16 protein-coding genes are annotated in these 19,073 nt (G+C 70.6%); 9 read left to right on the top strand and 7 right to left on the bottom strand.

Going from position 1 to position 19,073, the window contains the following annotated elements:
- Window positions 1-33 precede the first annotated feature (33 nt).
- Window positions 34-1,326, top strand: a complete 1,293-nt coding sequence (gene clpX / locus DDV73_RS06955; protein ID WP_109506524.1) for an ATP-dependent Clp protease ATP-binding subunit ClpX — start codon at window positions 34-36, stop codon at window positions 1,324-1,326.
- A gap of 178 nt (window positions 1,327-1,504) precedes the next feature.
- Window positions 1,505-2,263, top strand: coding sequence for a hypothetical protein (locus DDV73_RS06950; RefSeq protein ID WP_109506523.1), 759 nt, complete (start codon window positions 1,505-1,507; stop codon window positions 2,261-2,263).
- A gap of 180 nt (window positions 2,264-2,443) precedes the next feature.
- Here DDV73_RS06950 and valS read toward each other — a convergent pair whose 3' ends face one another.
- Window positions 2,444-5,119: a valine--tRNA ligase gene (gene valS / locus DDV73_RS06945; protein ID WP_109506522.1), complete on the bottom strand. Its 2,676-nt coding sequence runs from the start codon at window positions 5,117-5,119 to the stop codon at window positions 2,444-2,446.
- Between the two features lie 104 nt (window positions 5,120-5,223).
- Between valS and DDV73_RS06940 the strand changes: the two genes are divergently transcribed.
- Genes DDV73_RS06940 through DDV73_RS06930 form a run of 3 tightly spaced genes read left to right on the top strand, consistent with a single transcriptional unit; the run spans window position 5,224 to window position 7,898 of the window.
- Window positions 5,224-6,117, top strand: coding sequence for a GNAT family N-acetyltransferase (locus tag DDV73_RS06940; RefSeq protein WP_109506521.1), 894 nt, complete (start codon window positions 5,224-5,226; stop codon window positions 6,115-6,117).
- Window positions 6,118-6,141: 24 nt separating this feature from the next.
- A complete protein-coding gene (locus tag DDV73_RS06935) occupies window positions 6,142-7,497 on the top strand; it encodes a bifunctional folylpolyglutamate synthase/dihydrofolate synthase (RefSeq protein ID WP_109506520.1) in 1,356 nt (451 codons plus the stop codon).
- A complete protein-coding gene (locus DDV73_RS06930; protein ID WP_240617161.1) occupies window positions 7,494-7,898 on the top strand; it encodes a DUF4233 domain-containing protein in 405 nt (134 codons plus the stop codon). The genes DDV73_RS06935 and DDV73_RS06930 overlap by 4 nt, the downstream gene beginning before the upstream one ends.
- Window positions 7,899-8,222: 324 nt before the next feature.
- Here DDV73_RS06930 and pdxR read toward each other — a convergent pair whose 3' ends face one another.
- Entirely contained in the window at window positions 8,223-9,608 is a 1,386-nt protein-coding gene (gene pdxR, locus DDV73_RS06925; RefSeq protein WP_109506519.1) for a MocR-like pyridoxine biosynthesis transcription factor PdxR, read from the bottom strand.
- 71 nt (window positions 9,609-9,679) lie between these two features.
- Between pdxR and DDV73_RS06920 the strand changes: the two genes are divergently transcribed.
- Both DDV73_RS06920 and ndk read left to right on the top strand, forming a co-directional pair.
- The gene (locus tag DDV73_RS06920; RefSeq protein ID WP_109506518.1) at window positions 9,680-10,387 is read left to right on the top strand and encodes a pyridoxamine 5'-phosphate oxidase family protein; all 708 of its coding nucleotides are present in this window, start codon (window positions 9,680-9,682) and stop codon (window positions 10,385-10,387) included.
- A gap of 10 nt (window positions 10,388-10,397) precedes the next feature.
- Window positions 10,398-10,805 carry a nucleoside-diphosphate kinase gene (gene ndk, locus DDV73_RS06915; protein WP_206050754.1) on the top strand — a complete coding sequence of 136 codons (408 nt, stop codon included), beginning with the start codon at window positions 10,398-10,400 and terminating at the stop codon, window positions 10,803-10,805.
- 9 nt (window positions 10,806-10,814) lie between these two features.
- Here ndk and DDV73_RS06910 read toward each other — a convergent pair whose 3' ends face one another.
- From DDV73_RS06910 to DDV73_RS06890, 5 genes are all read right to left on the bottom strand, one after another.
- Window positions 10,815-11,804, bottom strand: coding sequence for a CU044_5270 family protein (locus DDV73_RS06910; RefSeq protein WP_109506517.1), 990 nt, complete (start codon window positions 11,802-11,804; stop codon window positions 10,815-10,817).
- Window positions 11,797-12,369, bottom strand: coding sequence for an RNA polymerase sigma factor (locus DDV73_RS06905; RefSeq protein ID WP_109506516.1), 573 nt, complete (start codon window positions 12,367-12,369; stop codon window positions 11,797-11,799). The genes DDV73_RS06910 and DDV73_RS06905 overlap by 8 nt, the downstream gene beginning before the upstream one ends.
- 43 nt (window positions 12,370-12,412) lie before the next feature.
- Window positions 12,413-13,015: a class I SAM-dependent methyltransferase gene (locus DDV73_RS06900; protein WP_206050753.1), complete on the bottom strand. Its 603-nt coding sequence runs from the start codon at window positions 13,013-13,015 to the stop codon at window positions 12,413-12,415.
- 127 nt (window positions 13,016-13,142) lie between these two features.
- Window positions 13,143-16,247 (bottom strand): M14 family metallopeptidase, encoded by a 3,105-nt coding sequence (locus DDV73_RS06895; protein WP_109506514.1) that lies wholly within the window; start codon window positions 16,245-16,247, stop codon window positions 13,143-13,145.
- A 117-nt stretch (window positions 16,248-16,364) separates the two neighbouring features.
- Window positions 16,365-16,919, bottom strand: a complete 555-nt coding sequence (locus tag DDV73_RS06890) for a DUF937 domain-containing protein (RefSeq protein ID WP_109506513.1) — start codon at window positions 16,917-16,919, stop codon at window positions 16,365-16,367.
- 204 nt (window positions 16,920-17,123) lie between these two features.
- On the opposite strand from DDV73_RS06890, the gene DDV73_RS06885 reads away from it, so the two are divergent.
- Together DDV73_RS06885 and mreC are read left to right on the top strand one after the other, a co-directional pair.
- Window positions 17,124-18,152 carry a rod shape-determining protein gene (locus DDV73_RS06885; RefSeq protein ID WP_109506512.1) on the top strand — a complete coding sequence of 343 codons (1,029 nt, stop codon included), beginning with the start codon at window positions 17,124-17,126 and terminating at the stop codon, window positions 18,150-18,152.
- Window positions 18,152-19,072, top strand: coding sequence for a rod shape-determining protein MreC (gene mreC, locus DDV73_RS06880; protein WP_109506511.1), 921 nt, complete (start codon window positions 18,152-18,154; stop codon window positions 19,070-19,072). The genes DDV73_RS06885 and mreC overlap by 1 nt, the downstream gene beginning before the upstream one ends.
- Window position 19,073: the final 1 nt, after the last annotated feature.

The raw sequence follows: 19,073 nt of genomic DNA, 5'->3' as shown, positions 1-19,073 counted from the left end.
TGACGTCGGCCGGACTAGAGGACTGAGGCGCCCGTGGCACGCATTGGTGACGGAGGCGACCTGTTGAAGTGCTCCTTCTGTGGAAAGAGCCAGAAGCAGGTCAAGAAGCTGATCGCCGGGCCCGGTGTCTACATCTGCGACGAGTGCATCGATCTCTGCAACGAGATCATCGAGGAGGAGCTCAGCGAAGGCAGCGAGGTCAGCCTCGACGAGCTGCCCAAGCCGAAGGAGATCTTCGAGTTCCTCAACTCGTACGTGATCGGCCAGGAACAGGCGAAGAAGTCGCTCGCGGTCGCGGTCTACAACCACTACAAGCGGGTCCAGGCCGGGCTGCAGTCCACCGTCGGTGGCAGCGGCAAGCACGCCAAGGAGGACGCGGTCGAGGTGGCCAAGTCCAACATCCTGGTGATCGGCCCGACCGGCTGCGGCAAGACCTACCTGGCGCAGACGCTGGCCCGGATGCTGAACGTGCCGTTCGCGATTGCCGACGCCACCGCGCTGACCGAGGCCGGGTACGTCGGCGAGGACGTCGAGAACATCCTGCTCAAGCTGATCCAGGCGGCCGACTACGACGTCAAGAAGGCCGAGACCGGCATCATCTACATCGACGAGATCGACAAGGTGGCCCGCAAGGCCGAGAACCCGTCGATCACCCGCGATGTCTCCGGTGAGGGCGTGCAGCAGGCGCTGCTGAAGATCCTGGAGGGGACCAGCGCCTCGGTCCCGCCGCAGGGTGGCCGCAAGCACCCGCACCAGGAGTTCATCCAGATCGACACCACCAACATCCTGTTCATCGTCGGTGGCGCGTTCGCCGGCCTCGAGCACATCGTGGAGCAGCGGGTCGGCAAGAAGACCCTGGGCTTCACCGCCGAGGTGCGCGGCGCCGCCGAGCGCGAGGCCGAGGACCTGCTGGCCCAGGTCCGTCCCGAGGACCTCACCAAGTTCGGCCTGATCCCGGAGTTCATCGGCCGGCTGCCGCTGATCGCCAGCGTGAACAAGCTCGACAACGACAGCCTGGTGCAGATCCTCACCGAGCCGCGCAACGCGCTGGTGAAGCAGTACCAGAAGCTCTTCGAGCTCGACGGGGTCGAGCTGGAGTTCTCCAAGGACGCCGTGCAGGCGATCGCCGACAAGGCGATGGAGCGGGGCACCGGCGCCCGCGGGCTGCGGGCGATCATCGAGGAGGTGCTCCTCCACGTGATGTACGACGTCCCGTCCCGCGGCGACATCGGCAAGGTCGTGGTCACCGGCGAGGTCGTCGCCGACAACGTGGCGCCGACGCTGATCCCGCGCGAGACCGAGGCCAAGAAGAAGAAGTCCGCCTGAAGGGTGCCTGAGAAGGCCTAGGGCTTTGATGCCCATCTGTCCGACTTCTGCGTGAACGGACCACGACGGGATAGTTCGTTCGGGCCATTTGATGTGCGGCACCGAGGCAGAATGATCGACTCAGGAGAATACTTCAGTGTTCATGTCATGTGCCTGACTGTCTCGGAGGAGTAGTTTCGTGTCTGCCGACCACAAGCGGCCGCTCTATGCGTTCCTGCTGGTCGCGCTCATTTGTGGGCTGATCATCAGCAACTCGGGCTTCGGCCGATCCGGCAACGACCAGACGTCGATGGCCAACAACGGCCAGGTGGTCAACCCCAACCCAGGGGCGGTACCGGATCCCAGCGGCGGCGGTAGCGAGTCGGACGACGAATCGTCCGACGGATTGCCCGTCGGCAAGCCGGGGGACAACGACGGGGACGGGATGCCGAACTCCCAGGACCCCAGCCCCAATGACCCGAGCTTCCCCGGCGAGTCGAACTCGCCGGATGACGACTCCTCCGACGACCCGTCCGACTCGCCGTCCTCCGACGACCCCGGCGACGGGCCCGGCGACGACCCGAGCGACGACCCGAGCGACGACCCGAGCGATCCCGGCAGCGACTCCGGCTCGCCGTCGACCGACCCGAGCGACACTGGCTCGGCGGGTCCCGGCCGGCCGACTCCCGGGCGTCCGGGCGACTGCGAGACCGAGACCGACGGCCCGACGCCGTCCACCGACGACACGACCGACGTCGATGAGCCGCACGCGCAGCGACCGTCTGACCCGGACTACAGCTCCAGCCCGACGCCTACCGAGGACCCGTGCCCGAGCGACGACCCGAGCTTCCCGATGCCGGTCGACCCGTCGGACGGCGGTGACAGCGGCGACACCGCCGACACCCGCACCAGCACGGAGCCACCGGCCGCGACCGACCCGGTCGCCCCGCTGCCCTAGCCCGGATCCACCGATGGGCGCCTGCTGCGCGCCACCATGCGGGCGCGCTGGCTGCGTTGGCAAAGACTCGACGGGCCTCCGGCCCGCCTTCGCTTCGCCGCCTTGCCATCACACCCGCCTGGTGACGCGCAGCGAACGACGCCCATCGCTGGATCCGGGCTTAGCTCGTCGCTCGCCTGCTCAGTCCGACTCGGCGAGGGTGGCGGCAACCGTCAGCTCGCCGTCTTCCGCGTCCTCGACGACGGTGAAGACCAGGTCGCCGGTGATCTTGCCGGTGGCGCGCAGGTCATCGGCTGCCTGTTCGGCCGCCGCCACCAGCGCCGCCGGACCCGAGATCTCCACCCGAGACAGCTCCGCACGCATCGAGACCTTGGCCTGCGACTTCGCGCCGCGGATGCCCGCCAGGGCGCTCCCGACGGCGTCGATCATCGAGCCGTCCGCGGCCGCGGCACTGCCGAGGTCGGTGGGCGCCGGCCAGGTGGTGAGGTGGATGGAGCCCTCACGCCACCACGACCAGACCTCTTCGGTGACGTAGGGCAGGAACGGCGCCAGCAGCCGGAGCTGGACGTGCAGGGCCACCGCGAGTGCGGCCTTGGCCGACTCGGTGGCGATGCTGCCGGTCGCGTCCTCGGCGTCGCCGGGCCCGCCGTACGCCCGCTCCTTCACCAGCTCGAGGTAGTCGTCGCAGAACTCCCAGAAGAACTTCTCGACCGTCTCCAGCGCGGTGGTGTAGTCGTAGTCGTCGAACGCCTCGGTCGTCCTGCGGATGACCTCCTCGAGTCGGCCGATCAGCGCGCAGTCGAGCGGCGCGGTGACCGCGGTCGGCGACGGGTTGGTCGCGCCGACCGAGCCGAGCACGAACCTCGACGCGTTCAGGACCTTCATCGCCAGCCGGCGGCCGACCTTCATCTGGCTCTCGTCGAACGGTGAGTCCAGACCTGGCCGGGCCATCGCGGCGCGCCAGCGGACCGCGTCCGAGCCGAACTTGTCCAGGATCTCGGTCGGGACGACCACGTTGCCCTTGGACTTCGACATCTTCTTGCGGTCCGGGTCCATCACGAAGCCGGAGATCAGCGCGTGTGACCACGGCACCACGCCCTGCTCGTGGTGGGCGCGGACCACGCGGGAGAACAGCCAGGTGCGGATGATGTCGTGGGCCTGCGTGCACAGGTCCATCGGAAAGACCCGCTCGAACAGGTCGTCGTCGGAACCCCAGCCGCCCGCGATCTGCGGCGTCAGCGAGGACGTCGCCCAGGTGTCCATCACGTCGGGGTCGCCGAGGAATCCGCCGGCCTTGCCACGCTGGCTCTCCTCATAGCCGCGCGGCGCGTCCGTCGACGGGTCGATAGGCAGCTCGGCCTCGGTCGGTAGCAGCGGGTGGTCGTAGTCGGGCTCGCCGTCGCCGTCCAGCGGGTACCAGACCGGGAACGGGATGCCGAAGAACCGCTGGCGGGAGACCAGCCAGTCGCCGTTGAGGCCGCCCACCCAGTTCTCGTAGCGGTGCTTCATGTGCGGCGGCAGCCACGTGATGTGCTCGCCCTCGGCGACCAGCTCGTCGCGGAGGGCCGTGTCGCGGCCGCCGTTCTTGATGTACCACTGGCGGGTCGCGACGATCTCCAGCGGCTTGTCGCCCTTCTCGTAGAAGTTCGTCATCCGCTGGGTCGGCTGCGGGTCGCCGTCGAGGTCACCGGACTCGCGGAGCTTGGCCACCATCGCCTCGCGGGCGGAGAACACGGTCTTGCCCGCGAGCTCGGTGTACGCCGCGGCGGCGGCGTCGCTGTGGGTCAGCCAGTCCGGCGTCTCCCGGTGGAAGCGGCCGTCGCGGCCGATCACGGTGCGGACCGGCAGCGCCAGCTCGCGCCACCACTGGACGTCGGTCAGGTCGCCGAAGGTGCAGCACATCGCGATGCCGGCGCCCTTGTCGGGCTCGGCCGCGGGGTGGGGGAGGACCGGGATCTCGACTCCGAACACCGGCGAGGTGACCGTCGAGCCGAACAGCTCGGCGTACCGCTCGTCGTCGGGGTGCGCGATCAGCGCGACCACCGCCGGGATCAGCTCCGGGCGGGTGGTCTCGATGTGGATCGGGCTGCCATCGGCGCGATGGAAGGCGACCCGATGATAGGCGCCGGTGGTCTCGCGCGCCTCCAGCTCGGCCTGGGCGACCGCGGTCTGGAAGGTGACGTCCCACAGCGTGGGTGCCTCCTGGAGGTAGGCCTCGCCGCGGGCGAAGTTGCGCAGGAACGCGCGCTGGCTCACGACCTGCGCCTTCGGGCCGATGGTGGTGTAGGTGTCGGTCCAGTCCACCGAGAGGCCGAGCGTGCGCCAGACCGACTCGAAGACCTTCTCGTCCTGGACCACGAGCTCCTCGCAGAGCTCGACGAAGTTGGGCCGGCTGATCGGGATCTGCTTCTTGGCGTCCTTGCCCTTCAATGTGCTCTGATCGGGCGGGGTGAAGTCGGCGTCGTACGGCAGCGACGGGTCGCAGCGCACGCCGTAGTAGTTCTGGACCCGGCGCTCGGTCGGGAGCCCGTTGTCGTCCCAGCCCATCGGGTAGAACACGGCCTTGCCGCGCATCCGCTGGTAGCGCGCGATTAGGTCGGTGTGGGTGTAGGAGAAGACGTGGCCGACGTGCAGGCTGCCGCTAACCGTCGGCGGCGGGGTGTCGATGGAGTAGACGTTCTCGCGCGGCTGGCTGCGGTCGAAGGCGTAGGTGTCGTCGGCCTTCCAGGTCTCCAGCCACTTCGCCTCGAGCCCTTCGAGCGCCGGCTTGTCCGGTACGACGACCGCGCGCGGTTCGGCGGTCGTCGGGTCGGACTGCTCGGTGCCCTCGGCGGGGCTCGGTGCGTTCTCATTCATAGGGGTGATCTTAGAGATCAGTGATCCCAGACCGACACTCAGTTAGGGGGCGCGCCGTGCTAAATGCGGGTGCGGCTCCGCCAAGTGGCCCCTAACCTGCGGGAATGGCGTACACCTGGGAGTTCTGGACCGAGCCCGCCGAGTTCTTGGCGGTCGCTGGTGGCTACCTCGCGCGCGAGCCGATCGTGAACACCGTCATCGCCACCGTCGCAGAGCGGACCGCCGCGGAGACCGCGGCCGGAGTCGAGCGTGATCCCGAGATCTCGCACTGGTACGCCGCGGCGCGCGACGAGGCCGGTGCGATCGTCGGCGTCGCGATGCGGACGGCGCCGTTCGCGCCGTATCCGATGCTGGTCCAGGCGATGCCGGAGGAGGCCGCCCGTGAGCTGGCGCGGGTCATCCACGAGCGCGGCGAGCGGCCGACGGCGATCAACGGCTTCCGGCCGGCCGCGGAGCTGGTGGCCGGTGAGCTGGCGAGGCTGGGCGGGGGCGCCGCGCAGATCGACGTACACATGCGGCTGCACGAGCTGCGCGAGCTGACGGCGCCGGCACGGCCGGCGCGCGGGACCCTGCGGCCCGCGACCATCGAGGATCTCGACCTGGTGGCCGAGTGGTTCGAGCGGTTCCGGATCGAGGCCGACGAGCAGGCCGGGCGGGACGCGGGGGAGCCGCACCACCCGCCGGTCGATGACGTCCGGCGCCGGATCGAGGCCGGCCGGATCTGGCTGTGGCTGGATGAGAGCGGCGAGCGGGTCCACCTCACCGCCGCCAACTCGCCGAGCTTCGGTGCGGCCCGGATCGGCCCCGTCTACACGCCGAAGGAGCATCGCGGTCACGGCTACGCGAGCAGCGCGGTCGCCGCGATCTCGCAGCTGATCCTCGACGAGGGCGCGCGACCGATCCTCTTCACCGACCAGGCCAACCCGACCTCGAACGCGATCTACCACGCCCTCGGCTACCGGCCGGTCGTCGACACCGTCGAGGTCGTGATCGAGTGACTGCGGCCTAGACTTCGGGGCGAGATGACTGAGCTGAATCCGCAGGCGCGGCCCGCCGAGACGTACGCCGAAGTCGAGGACGCGCTGCTGTCCCGCTGGCCCGAGACCAGGCTGGAGCCGTCGCTGGACCGGATCCGCGCCTTCACCGAGCTGCTCGGTGACCCGCAGACCGCTTATCCGGTCATCCACCTCACGGGCACCAACGGCAAGACCTCGACCTCGCGAATGATCGACACGCTGCTGCGCGCGCTGGACCTGCGTACCGGTCGCTTCACCAGCCCGCACGTCGAGCGGATGAGCGAGCGGATCTCCATCGACGGCGAGCCGCTGACCGACGAGGAGTTCGTGCGCGCGTTCAACGACGTGGCGGCGTACACGCACCTGGTCGACGAGCAGGAGGCACACCCGCTGTCGTTCTTCGAGACGATCGTGGGGATGGCGTACGCCGCGTTCGCAGACGCCCCGGTCGACGTGGCCGTGGTCGAGGTCGGGCTCGGCGGGTCGTGGGACGCGACCAACGTCGTCGATGCCCAGGTGGCGGTGGTGCTGCCGATCGCGGTCGACCACGCGAAGTACCTCGGCGACCAGCCGGCCGGCATCGCCCAGGAGAAGGCCGGCATCATCAAGGAGGGCGCGACGCTGGTGCTCGCCCAGCAGCAGACCGACGTCGCCGAGGTGGTGCAGACGCGTGCCGCAGAGGTGGGCGCGACCGTGGCCCGCGAGGGCCAGGAGTTCGGCGTGGTGTCGCGGACCCCAGCGGTCGGCGGCCAGCTGGTCTCCCTGCAGGGACTGCGGGCGCGGTACGACGAGGTCTTCCTGCCGTTGTACGGCGCCCACCAGGCCCAGAACGCCGCGGTGGCGCTGGCCGCGGTCGAGGCGTTCCTCGGCGACACTGCGCTCGACGACGAGCTGGTCCGGACCGCGTTCGCCGAGGTCACCTCGCCGGGCCGGCTGGAGATCATCCGGCGGAGCCCGACGATCCTGCTCGACGCCGCCCACAACCCGCACGGCGCCGCCGCGGCCGCCGCCGCCCTGGAGGACTCCTTCACGTTCGACCCGCTGATCGGCGTGATCGGAGTGATGGCCGACAAGGACGCCGACGGCCTGCTCGCCGAGTTCGAGCCCTACCTCGCCCACGTCGTCTGCACCCAGAACGCCACCGAGCGAGCGCTGCCGGCGACCACACTGGCGGCGACCGCGAGGGAGATCTTCGGCGAGGACCGGGTCACGGTCGTGCCGCGGCTCGCCGACGCCATCGAGCAGGCGGCGGCGCTCGCCGAGGCCGACGACTCGGCATCCCTCGGCTCCGGCGCGGTGCTGGTCACCGGCTCGGTGGTCACCGTGGGCGAGGCCCGCGCGATGCTGAAGGGCCGGTCGTGAGCGAGGAGGCCGCACCGTCGTCCCAGCCGCCGCAGCGCTCGCCGCGCCGCGGCATGTGCGCGGCGATCCTGTTCCTCGAGGCGATCGTGCTCGGCCTCACCACGCCCGGCATGGTCACCCTCGGCGACGTACCGCTCGGCCGGGCGCTGGTGATCGGCGTCGGGCTGTGCGTGCTGTGCATCGTGGTGTCCGGCCTGCTGCGCGCGGAGTGGGCCTACTGGCTCGGCTGGGCGATTCAGGTCGCCGCGATCGCGCTCGGCTTCCTGGTGCCGATGATGTTCGTGCTCGGCACCATCTTCGCGATCCTCTGGGGCTCGGCGTACTTCCTCGGCAAGAAGATCGAGCGCGAGCGGGCCGCGGCGTACGCCGCCTATGACGACGGGGCGAGCGCCTCCGGGTAGAGGCTGGTGTCGACGACATACCACTTGTCGTCGATCTTGGTCAGCCCGACGCTGCCGTCGGCGCCGGTGAACTCCACCGTCGCCTCAGCACCCTTCTCGGTGACCTCGGTGTCGGAGTCCAGCCACGCGTCCAGCGAGTGCTGGGCGGCCTGGTTGAGCAGGTCCTCGATGCTCTGCTCGCACGCGTCCGCCTCGTCACTGCCCTCGTCGACGGGCTCGCCGTCCGGGGTGGCGACGTACTCGCACGCCTTGGCGGCGTCGCCGTCGTCGACCTCGTCGAGGAAGCCGGTCGCGGTCTCCTCCGTGGTGGGTCGTGCGGACAGCCTAGGTGTGCCGGGCCAGGGCCGTCGTCAGCGCGGTCGTCAGTACGTCGAGCGCACGGGCGAGCTCCTCATCGCTGACTCCGCCGAAGCCGACCACCAGGCCGGTCCGGGGGGAGCTGCGGGTCGTCTCGGCCAGGGACGGTACGTCGAAGCCGGCGGCCAGGCAGTCGCGGGTCACGGCCTCGACGACGTCGCCGGGCAGGGCCAGGGTGAGGTACATGCCGGCGACCGGCTGGCCGATCTGTCCGTACGGCGACAGGGCGGCCACCACGAGGCCCGCGCGGGCGGCGTACACCCGGCGCGCGGAGCGCACCAGCTTGTCGACGTGGCCGTCGCGCAGCATCGACAGCCAGGCCCGCTGCGCCGGCCAGGAGGGTACGTCGTGGGCGAGGTCGCGGCGCTCGGCGATCTCGGCCACCAGGCCGCTGTCGGCGACCAGCCAGCCCAGCCGCAGCCCGGGGGAGACCGACTTCGAGGCGGTGCCGAGGTGGACCACCCGCTCCGGGTCGAGGGTGGCGAGCGCGGGCAGCGGCGCCACGTCGTACCGGAACTCCGAGTCGTAGTCGTCCTCGACCACGCACGCGTTGCGGCGCCGCACCTCCTCGAGCAGCGCCAGCCGGCGGCCCGCGGACATGGTGATACCGGTGGGGTGCTGGTGAGCGGGGGTGACGTAGACGGCGCGGACGTCGTCCGGCATCGCGGCCAGCGCCTCGACCGAGGCGCCCTCGGCGTCGACGGGGAGGTCGTGCACCCGGCGTCCGGCGAACTCGCAGGCGGCGACCGCCGCCCGGTAGCCGGGGTCCTCGAAGGCGACGGCGCCGGGCGGCAGCGTGGGGAGCAGGTGCCGGAGCCCGTCGCCGGTGCCGAGCGTCACCAGCACCTCGTCCGGCCCGCAGTCCAGCCCTCGGGTCCGTGCGACGTACGCCGCGATCGCCGCCCGCACCTCGGGCAGCCCGGCCGGGTCCGGATAGCCGGTCGGCGGGTCGGCGTGGGCGACGTCGCGCCAGGCTCGGCGCCAGCCGGCCTGCTGGCGCGGGTCGATCCAGGGCGTGCCGGTGCCGAGCCGGATCACGGGCTCGGCGGAGGCGGCCGGCCGCGGCGTCGGTCGCGGGTGCGGGCGACCGGCCGGCGAGACGGCGGCGACGAACGTGCCGGACCCGCGGCGTGCCTCCAGCCAGCCCTCGGCGAGCAGCTGCTCGTAGGCCTGCTCGGCGACCGCCCTCGAGACGCCGAGGTCCGCGGCCAGCGCGCGGGAGCTGGGCAGCCGGGTGCCGCTGGACAGCGTGCCGCGGGTGACCAGCTCGCGCACCTGCGCGGCGAGCTGCGCGGGCAGCGGGGTCCCCGCGCCGCGGCGTACCACGAGAGGCAGGGGTGCGGGCGTCGCCAACGAAGTGTCCTGTTCAGATTGCGCATGATTGGACCGGGACTCCAGGCCAATCCTCGGTCACGATCTTAGACATGACCGCCGTAGCCACGACCTCCACCTATGACCCGCCGCTGTCGCCGACCGCCCGGACCACGGTGACCCGTGGAAAGGAGCGGGTGGTGAGTGAGCGAGCCGCGCTGTACGACGTGCTCGACACCGCCCTGATCTGTCACCTCGGCGTCGATGTCGGGCACCCGCTCGTGCTGCCGACCGCCTTCGGCTACGACCCGGACGGCCCGGACGCCGGTGGCTCGCTCTACGTGCACGGCTCGGTCGCCTCCCGGATCCTGACCCGGTCGTCCGAGGTGACGGTCTGCGTGACCCTGACCGTGCTGGACGGCCTGGTCGCCGCCCGGTCGGCGTTCCACCACTCGATGAACTACCGCTCCGCGGTGATCCTGGGTACGGCGCGGCTGGTCACCGACGACACGGAGAAGCGGCACGCGCTCGACCTGGTGATCGACCACATGATCCCCGGCCGCGCCTCGACCCTGCGGCCGCACACCCGCAAGGAGCTCGCCGCGACCGCGATCGTCGCCGTACCGCTGTACGAGGCGTCGGTGAAGGCTCGCGCCGGGGGTCCCGTCGACGAGCCCGAGGACTACGCCGCCGGCGGCTGGGCCGGCCACATCCCGCTGCACACCGTCGCCGACAGCCCGATCCCGGACGAGCAGGCAGTCGGACCGGTCCCGGCCGAGGTCGACGACTGTGCCGCCGAGTGGGGAGCGCGCGGCTTGTAGGCTGCGCGGCATGACGCAGCGCACCCTGGTTCTCTTCAAGCCCGACGCCGTCCGCCGCGGCCTGGTCGGCAACATCTTGTCGCGGTACGAGTCCAAGGGGCTCACGATCGTCGCGCTCGAGCAGCGCACCATCGACGCGGCCGTCGCCGACGAGCACTACTACGAGCACGTCGAGCGCGACTTCTACCCGCCGCTGCGGGACTTCGTGACCAGCGGCCCGCTGGTCGCCGCCGTACTCGAGGGTGACGAGGCAGTCGAGATCGTGCGCGCGCTCAACGGCGCCACCGACGGCCGGAAGGCCGCCCCGGGCTCGATCCGGGGCGACCTCTCGATCTCCAACCGCGAGAACCTGGTCCATGGCTCCGACTCACCCGAGTCCGCGGCCCGTGAGATCAAGCTGTGGTTTCCCGAGCTCTAGGCCTAGCCGCTACGGCGCCTCGTCGACGACGGATGCGGAGACCGCCGTCGAGGTGGTGACCGTGCCGACCGGCAGGAAGCGGTCGGTGGTGGTGACCCCCCGCTCGCCGATGAGCAGCCCGGACTGTCGGTCGAAGACGAGCTCGGTGCGGACACCGTTCTCGCCCTCGGTGCGGCCAATCGCCACTCCGCGCCGACCGTCGAGGACCACTGCGTCATCGGTCACCGTCACCCCGGGAATCGTCTTGGCGACCTCGAACAGCGCGACCCGCAGGTCGGCTGGCACCCGGCCGCTGCGCAGCAGGTCCGCGATGTAGACAAGGGCCTCGCCGTCCACGGACTGACCGCCGCCGGCGCTGTCGTCGTACAGCCGGTCGCGCAACTCGTCCCGGTCCCGCGGAAGCGAGTCCAGGAAGTCCGGGCTCGGGCTGCCCCAGTCCTCACCGAGCGGGTGGTAGAACGCCCCGTCGCGGGCGCGCAGTGTCTCGCCGGAGCCGGTGCTCGGCACGGGATCGCCGATGTACACATCGACGATCCGCCGCGCGGTCAGCTCCAGCACCCAGTCCCGGTCGGGGTCGCCAGGAACATACAGCGTCTGCCTGCCCTCCTCGAGCCACGCGGCGCGGTTGCCGTCGGCGCCTTCTCCCTCGCCGAGGTACTGCTCCTTGAAGGCCACCTTGAGGTACTTGTCCGGGCCGACGACAGGGTCGTTCTGGGCGAGCTCGGCCTTAGCCGCCCGGTCGAGTACGTCGACGGCGTCGGCCGAGGCCACCACCCGGTGGCTGCCGTCGCGCCAGAACGTCTCGCCGACGACGACGCCGCCGGCGACCAGTGCCACGGCAGCCGCGGCTGCTGCGACGCGGATCAGCGGGCGGCGTACTCGGGGCCGTTGCTCGCGCTCGGACGCCGTCAGCAACTGCTTGCGGGCGCGGCGCAGGGCCAGCGTCTCGGGTTCGGGGGTATCCGCGCCGATCTCGCGGACCAGGGTCAACTCATCCATGACTGTTCTCCTCCGTCAGTTCGTCGAGTGGTAGGTCGAGCTGCTGTCTCAGGCGCCGGCGGAGACGGTGCAGCTTGGAACGGACGGTGCCGACCGGAATGCCGACGGCCGTGGCGATCTCGTCGTAGGGCAGCTCTGCCCACGCGTAGAGCAGGAGTACGTCGCGGTCGGCCGGGTCGAGCTCGGCCAGCAACCGGGCGAGGTCGGCGCGGGCGGCCTCGGCGTCGAGCCGGGCCACCGTGCGTTCCTCGTGGTCGTCACCGGACTCGGTCCGGGGGTGCCGCGCGTAGGCCCGCCACTGCCGCGCCTCCTGCCGGGCGTGCCGGCCGAGGAGGTTGGAGGCAATGCCGAAGAGCCAGGGCCGGGCGTTGGGTACGGCGAGGTCGTAGGCACGACGCCGCTCGAAGGCCACCAGGAAGGTCTCCGCCACGACGTCGTCGGCGACGGCGGTGCCCGCTCGCCTGGCGGCGTAGCGGTGGATGGTGGTGGCGTAGCGGTCGAACAGTCCGGCGAAGGCCGGGGGATCGCCCCACGACCTGCCCACAATCTCGTTGTCGTCGTTCACACCCGTTGTTGCCCGATGCCCCCGATGGAGTTCACGTCCGGGCTCAGGACCTGTCGGCGACCAGCACGAACTCGTTGTACTTGAACACCTTCCCGGCGGGCCGGGGGAGCGGGAACGAGGAACGCTTGACCGGCGTGAAGCCCAGCTGTCCGGCGACGTCGGTGAGCGCGTCGAGGTCGGCGTACTCCACATGGGTGGCGTCGCTCTTGTAGCCGGCCTCCTGCGGGCAGATCAGCACCAGCCGGGCGTCGGGCGCGAGGTAGTCGAGATAGCCGGTCAGGATCTCGACGGCCTGGGCGTGCGGCATGTGCTCGACCAGGTGCGCGGCGAGCATGCCGCCGTACCGCCCGGGCACGGCGTGCTCGCTGTCCGGGAACTCGGTCGTCGTATACGCCGTCATCCCGCGCTCGCGGCACTCGGCGATCGAGTGCGGGTTGTGGTCGACGCCGACCCCGCGAGGCGCCAGATGGGCGAGGCAGCGGCCGAGCCCGCAACCGATGTCGAGCACCTCACGGTCGCCGAACAGGCGCCGCAGGTTCCAGCGGTACGGCCGCTGTACGTCCAGGACCCGCTTCCACATGGGTTGCTCGAGCCCGCGCAGCCGGTCGGTGTAGTCCTGGCCGGCGGTCGAGTCCTGTGAAGGCATGTCGGGGATCATAGGCGCTCATCGCCGACCGGGCAGGAATGGTTCCTGGAATGCGCTGACCGGGCACTTCTGTCGCCAGAAGTGCCCGGTCAGCGTGTTTCTCAGACCATTTGTGCCCGGTCAGCGGTTAGTCGAGCAGGTGAGCCATGGCCTTGCGGACGAACTCCTCTCGCTGCGCGGCGGTGGTCAGGCCCTCGGCGCCGAAGCCGGTGTACACGGTGTCGTTGGTGACCGTGGTCGAGCCTTCCTCGAACGCCTGCTGGGCCCGGATGAAGGTGTTGGTCACCCTGGATCCGGCCGGCGGTCCGGGCGTGGTCCAGGCACCGAGACCGTCCTCGAACGACGTCTCGTCGACGACCGCGCCGTCGGCCAGCACCTTCGCGTCATCGATGAACACGCCGAGCTTCTGGGTGCTCCAGTCGCTGACGTAGCTGATCGAGATCTCGACCTGCTTGCCGGCGTACGCCGTCAGGTCGATCTTCCAGTCCTGCCAGCCCGCGCTGTTGCCGGTGGCGGCGTGCCACGCGCCGGTGGTGCCGGTCGGCGAGCAGTCGGCGCCCTGGTAGTGGCTGACGTGCGGGTGGATGTCACGCCAGCCGCTGGCGCACGACTCACCGGTGCCTTGGGCCGTGTGGCCGTTGGCGTCGGGGAGCGTGGTCCAGTCCTCTTGGCCGACCGTCCGCGCCTCGACCGTCAGGTAGTCCCAGTCGGTCTCGGTGTCGTACGACGTCCAGAACTGCAGCTCGCCGCTCGTCTTCCCGGTCAGGTCGACGGTGCGGGTGAGCCGCTTCCAGCTCTGGTCCGCCCACTGGCTGAAGATCGCCCAGGCGCCGGTGTGCGGGTCGTACGGCGCCGCGCCCGGCCGGTCCCAGCTGGTCGGTGCCGAGCTCCGGAACTGCGGGAACTCCGCAGGCGGCAGCAGGCTCGACGTGGCGATCAGCGACGCGGTGTGGTCCTGGTTGTCCGCCGAGTCGCCACCGTTGAAGGTGCTCGAGAAGCCGGCGAACGGACCGTCCGCCCGCCCGGTGATCGGGAACGGCCCGGTCTCGCCGGTGCCGCCGTCACTCACATAGGTGTGCGCGCCGAGCCAGTACTGATGGAAGTCGTTCAGCAGCGGCAGGCACGGGTAGGTGTCCGGCGTGGTGCACTCCGGCTGACCTTCCGCGGCGAACGGGTTGTAGTCGTACACCTCCTGGGACTGCGCGAACTGGTTGTACTTGCCGGTCACCAGCGCCTTGCCGCCCTCGTTGAGGTAGTCGCGGACGGTCAGCTCCAGCTGCAGGGCGAGGTCGTCGGCGGTACCGGGGACCTGTCCCACAGCGCGGGTGATGATGTCGTCGCCCGACTCCCACACGATCGCGTCGTAGTGGCTGAGTACGCCGAGGTGGTGCGGTGCGACCCGCCCGTTGGCGTCCACGTCGTACACGTCGGAGGTGTAGCCGGCGTCCTGGAGCGCGGTGGCGAAGTCGTCGGCGTACTTCGCCGACGTGACTCCCTGCGCCGGGCTGATGCCGGTGACGTCCTCGGCCGCGAGGATGAGTACGTCGCCTCCGATGTCGCTGGCCACCTGGTAGGTGAACGGCTCGGTCTTCACCGGCTTGCCGCTCTTCCTGCCCGTGAACCACACCTTGACCGAGTCACCGGCCTTGGTGTTGCGCACCTTGGCGCGGAACTCGGCGTAGTAGTCGTCGTGGGTCTTGCCGTACCGCTCGCCACCGTGCCAGACCCGCGCCTGCTCGGTGCGCACCTTGCCGCCGTTGATCTGGTAGTTCAGCGTGATGTTGCGCAGAGCCCGCTTCGCGGTCACTGCGACCGGCTGGGTGCGGCCGTGCGAGACGTTGAACGGGTCGGAGACCATGTCCGGCGCCTTCAGCCCGATCGAGGAGACCGGGTCGTCCGGGTCGTGGGCCGACTTGGCGACCGACAGCGCGAACGGGATGTTCTTGGCGAACTCGGCCTGGATCAGCTCCTCGTCGTCCGGGAAGTGGAAGCCGCTGCCGCAGTCCTCGGCCTCCCACTCGTCGTCCGGGATCGAGTCGGAGACCACCTGGCAGGTGGTCATCTCCGGGGTGAAGCCGAGGGTGCCGGCGGCGACGGTCGCGTGGGTGTCGGTGTCGCCGTTGGTCGTGTAGAGCTCGGCGGAGATGTCCGGGTCGTAGCCGGGCACCGCGGAGTTGTCGTCGGTACCGGCCAGCGCCTTGTAGATCTCGTCGTCCGGCGACGGGGTGCTGACCTGCCAGCCGATGCCGTAGAGCAGGAGCTCGGCGGCCGAGTGGTAGTTGATGTAGAACTCGAAGCCGATCCGGTCGAAGAGCCTGCTCAGCGCCTTGGTCTCGGGCTCCGAAGCCGGGCCGGTGCCGCGGTAGGTCTCGCTGGCCGGGTCGGTCGAGGAGCCCTCGTTGTCCCAGCCCCACTTGGTGGCGAAGTTCCGGTTCGGGTCCACGCCGTCGCCGGCCTCGACCGTGCCGTTGTTGTTGTTGTCGCGCAGGTTCTTGCGCCACATCCGCGCGTCGTCGTTACCGGTGGTGAAGGTGTAGTCGTAGCCGTCCGGGTTGGACACGGGGAGGAACCACAGCTCGGTGGTGTTCACGAGCCGGGTGATCTCGGCGCTTGTGCCGTAGTCATCGATGAACTTGTGCAGCAGTCGCCGGGTCATCTCCGGGGTGATCCACTCGCGCGCGTGCTGGGCGGAGCCGTACAGCACCGATGGGCGCTTGCCGTCCTTGACCTGGCGGGCGTCCTTGGTGACCTTGATGGCCAGGATGTCCTGGCCGTGGACGCTCTTGCCGATCGAGACCAGCTTCGTGATCCGCGGGTTCTCGGCCGCGATCTGGCGCAGCTCGTCGGCGATGTTGCCCTCACCGCTGTAGGGGCGGTAGACGGCGTGGCCCTCGAGGTTCTGGGCCCGCGACAGCTGGGCGACGGTCTTGCCGTCGATCTTCTTCAGGTCGACGTCCAGGCCGGCGTCGCGCAGCTTGTCGGCCTGTGAGGCGGTGGTCACCGCGTCGAAGACGACCTTGCCGGCGCCGGCGCTGTGCTGGGCGATGTGGGTGACATCGATGCCGGCGTCGGCCAGAGATCCGAGCTGGTCTGGGGCGGCCTCGACGACGTACACGTCGAGATCCTTGTTATCGGGTGGTGCGGCGGTTGCGTTCGGCGCTGCGGGCGGGCTGGCAAGGAGCATGCCGCCAGCCAGCGCAAGCGCTGTGAGCGGGACCGTGAGGGCTCTCATCTTTGGGGGCCTCCCAATCTCGGGGCAGGGATGCCCCAGCCTCATGCCGCCCCGCCCACAGGTCAAGCGTTGTGAACTGGCTTTACCTAGTTGGTACGGCGGAAATCTGGATGCCGCTCAGCGCCGGCCGCCGCCGAGCAGGCCTCCGAGGACGTCGCTGATGATCGAGCCGGCGTTGGGCACCGACCCGCGGCCACCGCCGCCGCCCTGCACCGCGCCCTTCAGCACCTCGCCCAGGATCCCGCCGAGGCCGCCGCCGTCAGCGCTCGGTGCGGCAGCCCCGCCCTTACCGCCGAGGACCCGCTTGGCCAGCCAGGACAGCACGATCGGCGCCAGGATCGGCAGCAGCTTCTTGACCAGCGTGCTGCTCACGCCGGTGCCGGCGAGCTGGTTGACCACCTGCTCCTGGTTGCCGCCGAAGATGTGCGCGGCGGCCTTCTCGCCGTCGGCGGCGTCGACGTCGGACGGGTCGATGGACTTGTCGGCGTGCTGGCCGATCGCCTCGAGGAGCGAGGCGGCGCCGGCCGGGTCGCCGGCGTTCGCGTCGAGGCCGCCGAGCAGAGCAGGTACGGCGGCGGCCGCCGCGTCCTCCACCGCTTCCGGGTCCTCGCCGATCTGTGCGGCGATCTTGTCGATGGGGAGGCTGGAGAGGATCTCGTCAACGTCGGACATGGCTGCAACGTATCCGCTGCCCCTCGCCGTGGGAAGCACCACTGTCCGGACGGCTCCGAGGCCCCAGCCCGGCCTGCCCGGCGTGGCTCCCGGGAAAGGCGCATGTCCGCTTTTAGGCTCGATCTGGGTCCGTGCGTTGCGGCGTACCCCTACCCCCAAAACGACACAGTCCCGACCGGCGACCACGTTGCGAGGCATCACGACATGGCGAACAGCTTCATCGGCCGCGACATGGCCGTGGATCTCGGCACTGCCAACACGCTGGTCTATGTCCGCGGCAAGGGCGTGCTGCTCGACGAGCCGTCGGTGGTCGCCCTCAACACCAGCACCGGCGAGATCCTCGCCGTCGGCCACGAGGCGAAGCGGATGATCGGGCGCACGCCCGACACCATCGCCGCGATCCGGCCGCTCAAGGACGGCGTGATCGCCGACTTCGAGGCGACCGAGCAGATGCTGCGGTTCTTCATCCAGCAGGTCCACCGGCGCCGCTACTTCGCCAAGCCGCGGCTGGTCGTGTGCGTGCCGAGCGGGATCACCGCTGTTGAGCAGCGAGCGGTCAAGGAGGCCGGCTACCAGGCCGGCGCGCGCCGGGTCTACATCGTCGAGGAGCCGATGGCCGCCGCGATCGGCGCCGGGCTGCCGGTCCACGAGGCGACCGGGAACATGGTGGTCGACGTCGGCGGCGGTACGACGGAGGTCGCGGTGATCTCCCTCGGCGGCATCGTCACCAGCCTGTCGATCAGGACCGCCGGCGACGACCTGGACCAGGCGATCATCGGGTGGATGAAGAAGGAGTACTCCCTGATGCTGGGGGAGCGCACCGCCGAGGAGATCAAGATGACCCTCGGCTCGGCGTTCCCGCTGCCGAAGGAGCCGGAGGCCGAGATCCGCGGCCGGGACATGGTGTCCGGGCTGCCGCGGACGGTGCTGGTGTCCAGTGCGGAGGTGCGGCAGGCGCTGGAGGAGCCGCTCCACAACATCCTCGACGCGGTCCGCACCACCCTTGACCAGACGCCCCCCGAGCTGGCCGGCGACATCATGGACCGCGGGATCGTGCTCACCGGCGGCGGCGCCCTGTTGCGCGGCCTCGACGAGCGGCTGCGACACGAGACCGGGATGCCGGTCCACGTCGCCGAGGACCCGCTCACCTCGGTCGCGCTCGGCGCCGGCAAGTGCGTGGAGGAGTTCGAGGCACTGCAGCAGGTGCTCGTGTCCGAGCCCCGGCGGTTCTGATGGGCCTGCGGAGAAGCGGCCTCGACCGAGAGCGCCGGGACGGCGTACGACGTCCGCGGCTGTCGGTGCTCGCCGCGCTGCTGCTGGCCTGCGCTGTCTTGATGGCACTCGACTACCGCGGCGGGCAGTCGTCTCCGGTCGAGCCGGCCCGACGGGTGATGGGCGAGGCTCTCGGACCCGTCGAGTCGGCCACCGCGAGCGGCGTCCGCCCGTTCGCCGGCCTGTCTGAGCTGTTCCGCAGCCGCGACTCGCTGCGCGACGAGGTGGACCGGCTGGAGCAGGAGAACGCCGACCTCCGCAGCAAGGTCGCCGCCTCCGGGTTCGACCGCTCCCGGCTGGAGCAGTTGGAGGGCCTGACCCGGGCCGCCACGACGTGGGGCTACGCGCTCGCACCCGCCCGGGTGATCGCGCTCGGCCCCAGCCAGTCCTTCAAGCGCACCGTCACCATCGACGCCGGCACCGACGCCGGCGTCCGCCCGGACCAGACCGTGCTGTGCAGCGACGGCCTGGTCGGCCGGGTCATCCGCGCCACTCGCACGACCGCGACCGTGCTGCTGATCCTGGACGGCGAGTCGGTGGTCGGCGGCCGGATCGGCGTCAGCCGCGAGCTGGGCTTCCTGCGTGGCCGGGGCGAGGTCGGCGAGGCCGGCCGCCTCGACCTCGAACTGGTCGACCACGCGGTCACCCCGAGCGAGGGCGACGCGGTTGTGAGCTGGGGGAGCGAGGGCGGCGCGCCGTACGTCGAGCGGATCCCGATCGGCCGGGTGACCGAGGTGTACAGCAGCCCGCGTGAGACCGCCAAGCGCGCGGTGATCGAGCCGTACGTCGACTTCAGCGCACTCGACGTGGTCGGCGTTGTGGTCCCGGACGACACCGAGGGCGACCGCTCGCTGGTCCGCGCCGACGGGGGAGTCCGGTGAT

This window comes from Nocardioides speluncae, from assembly GCF_003121585.1.
GTDB classification, from domain to species: domain Bacteria; phylum Actinomycetota; class Actinomycetes; order Propionibacteriales; family Nocardioidaceae; genus Nocardioides; species Nocardioides speluncae.
The sequence above is the reverse complement of the archived record's forward strand: the minus strand, read 5'-3'. Positions and strand labels throughout refer to the sequence as shown.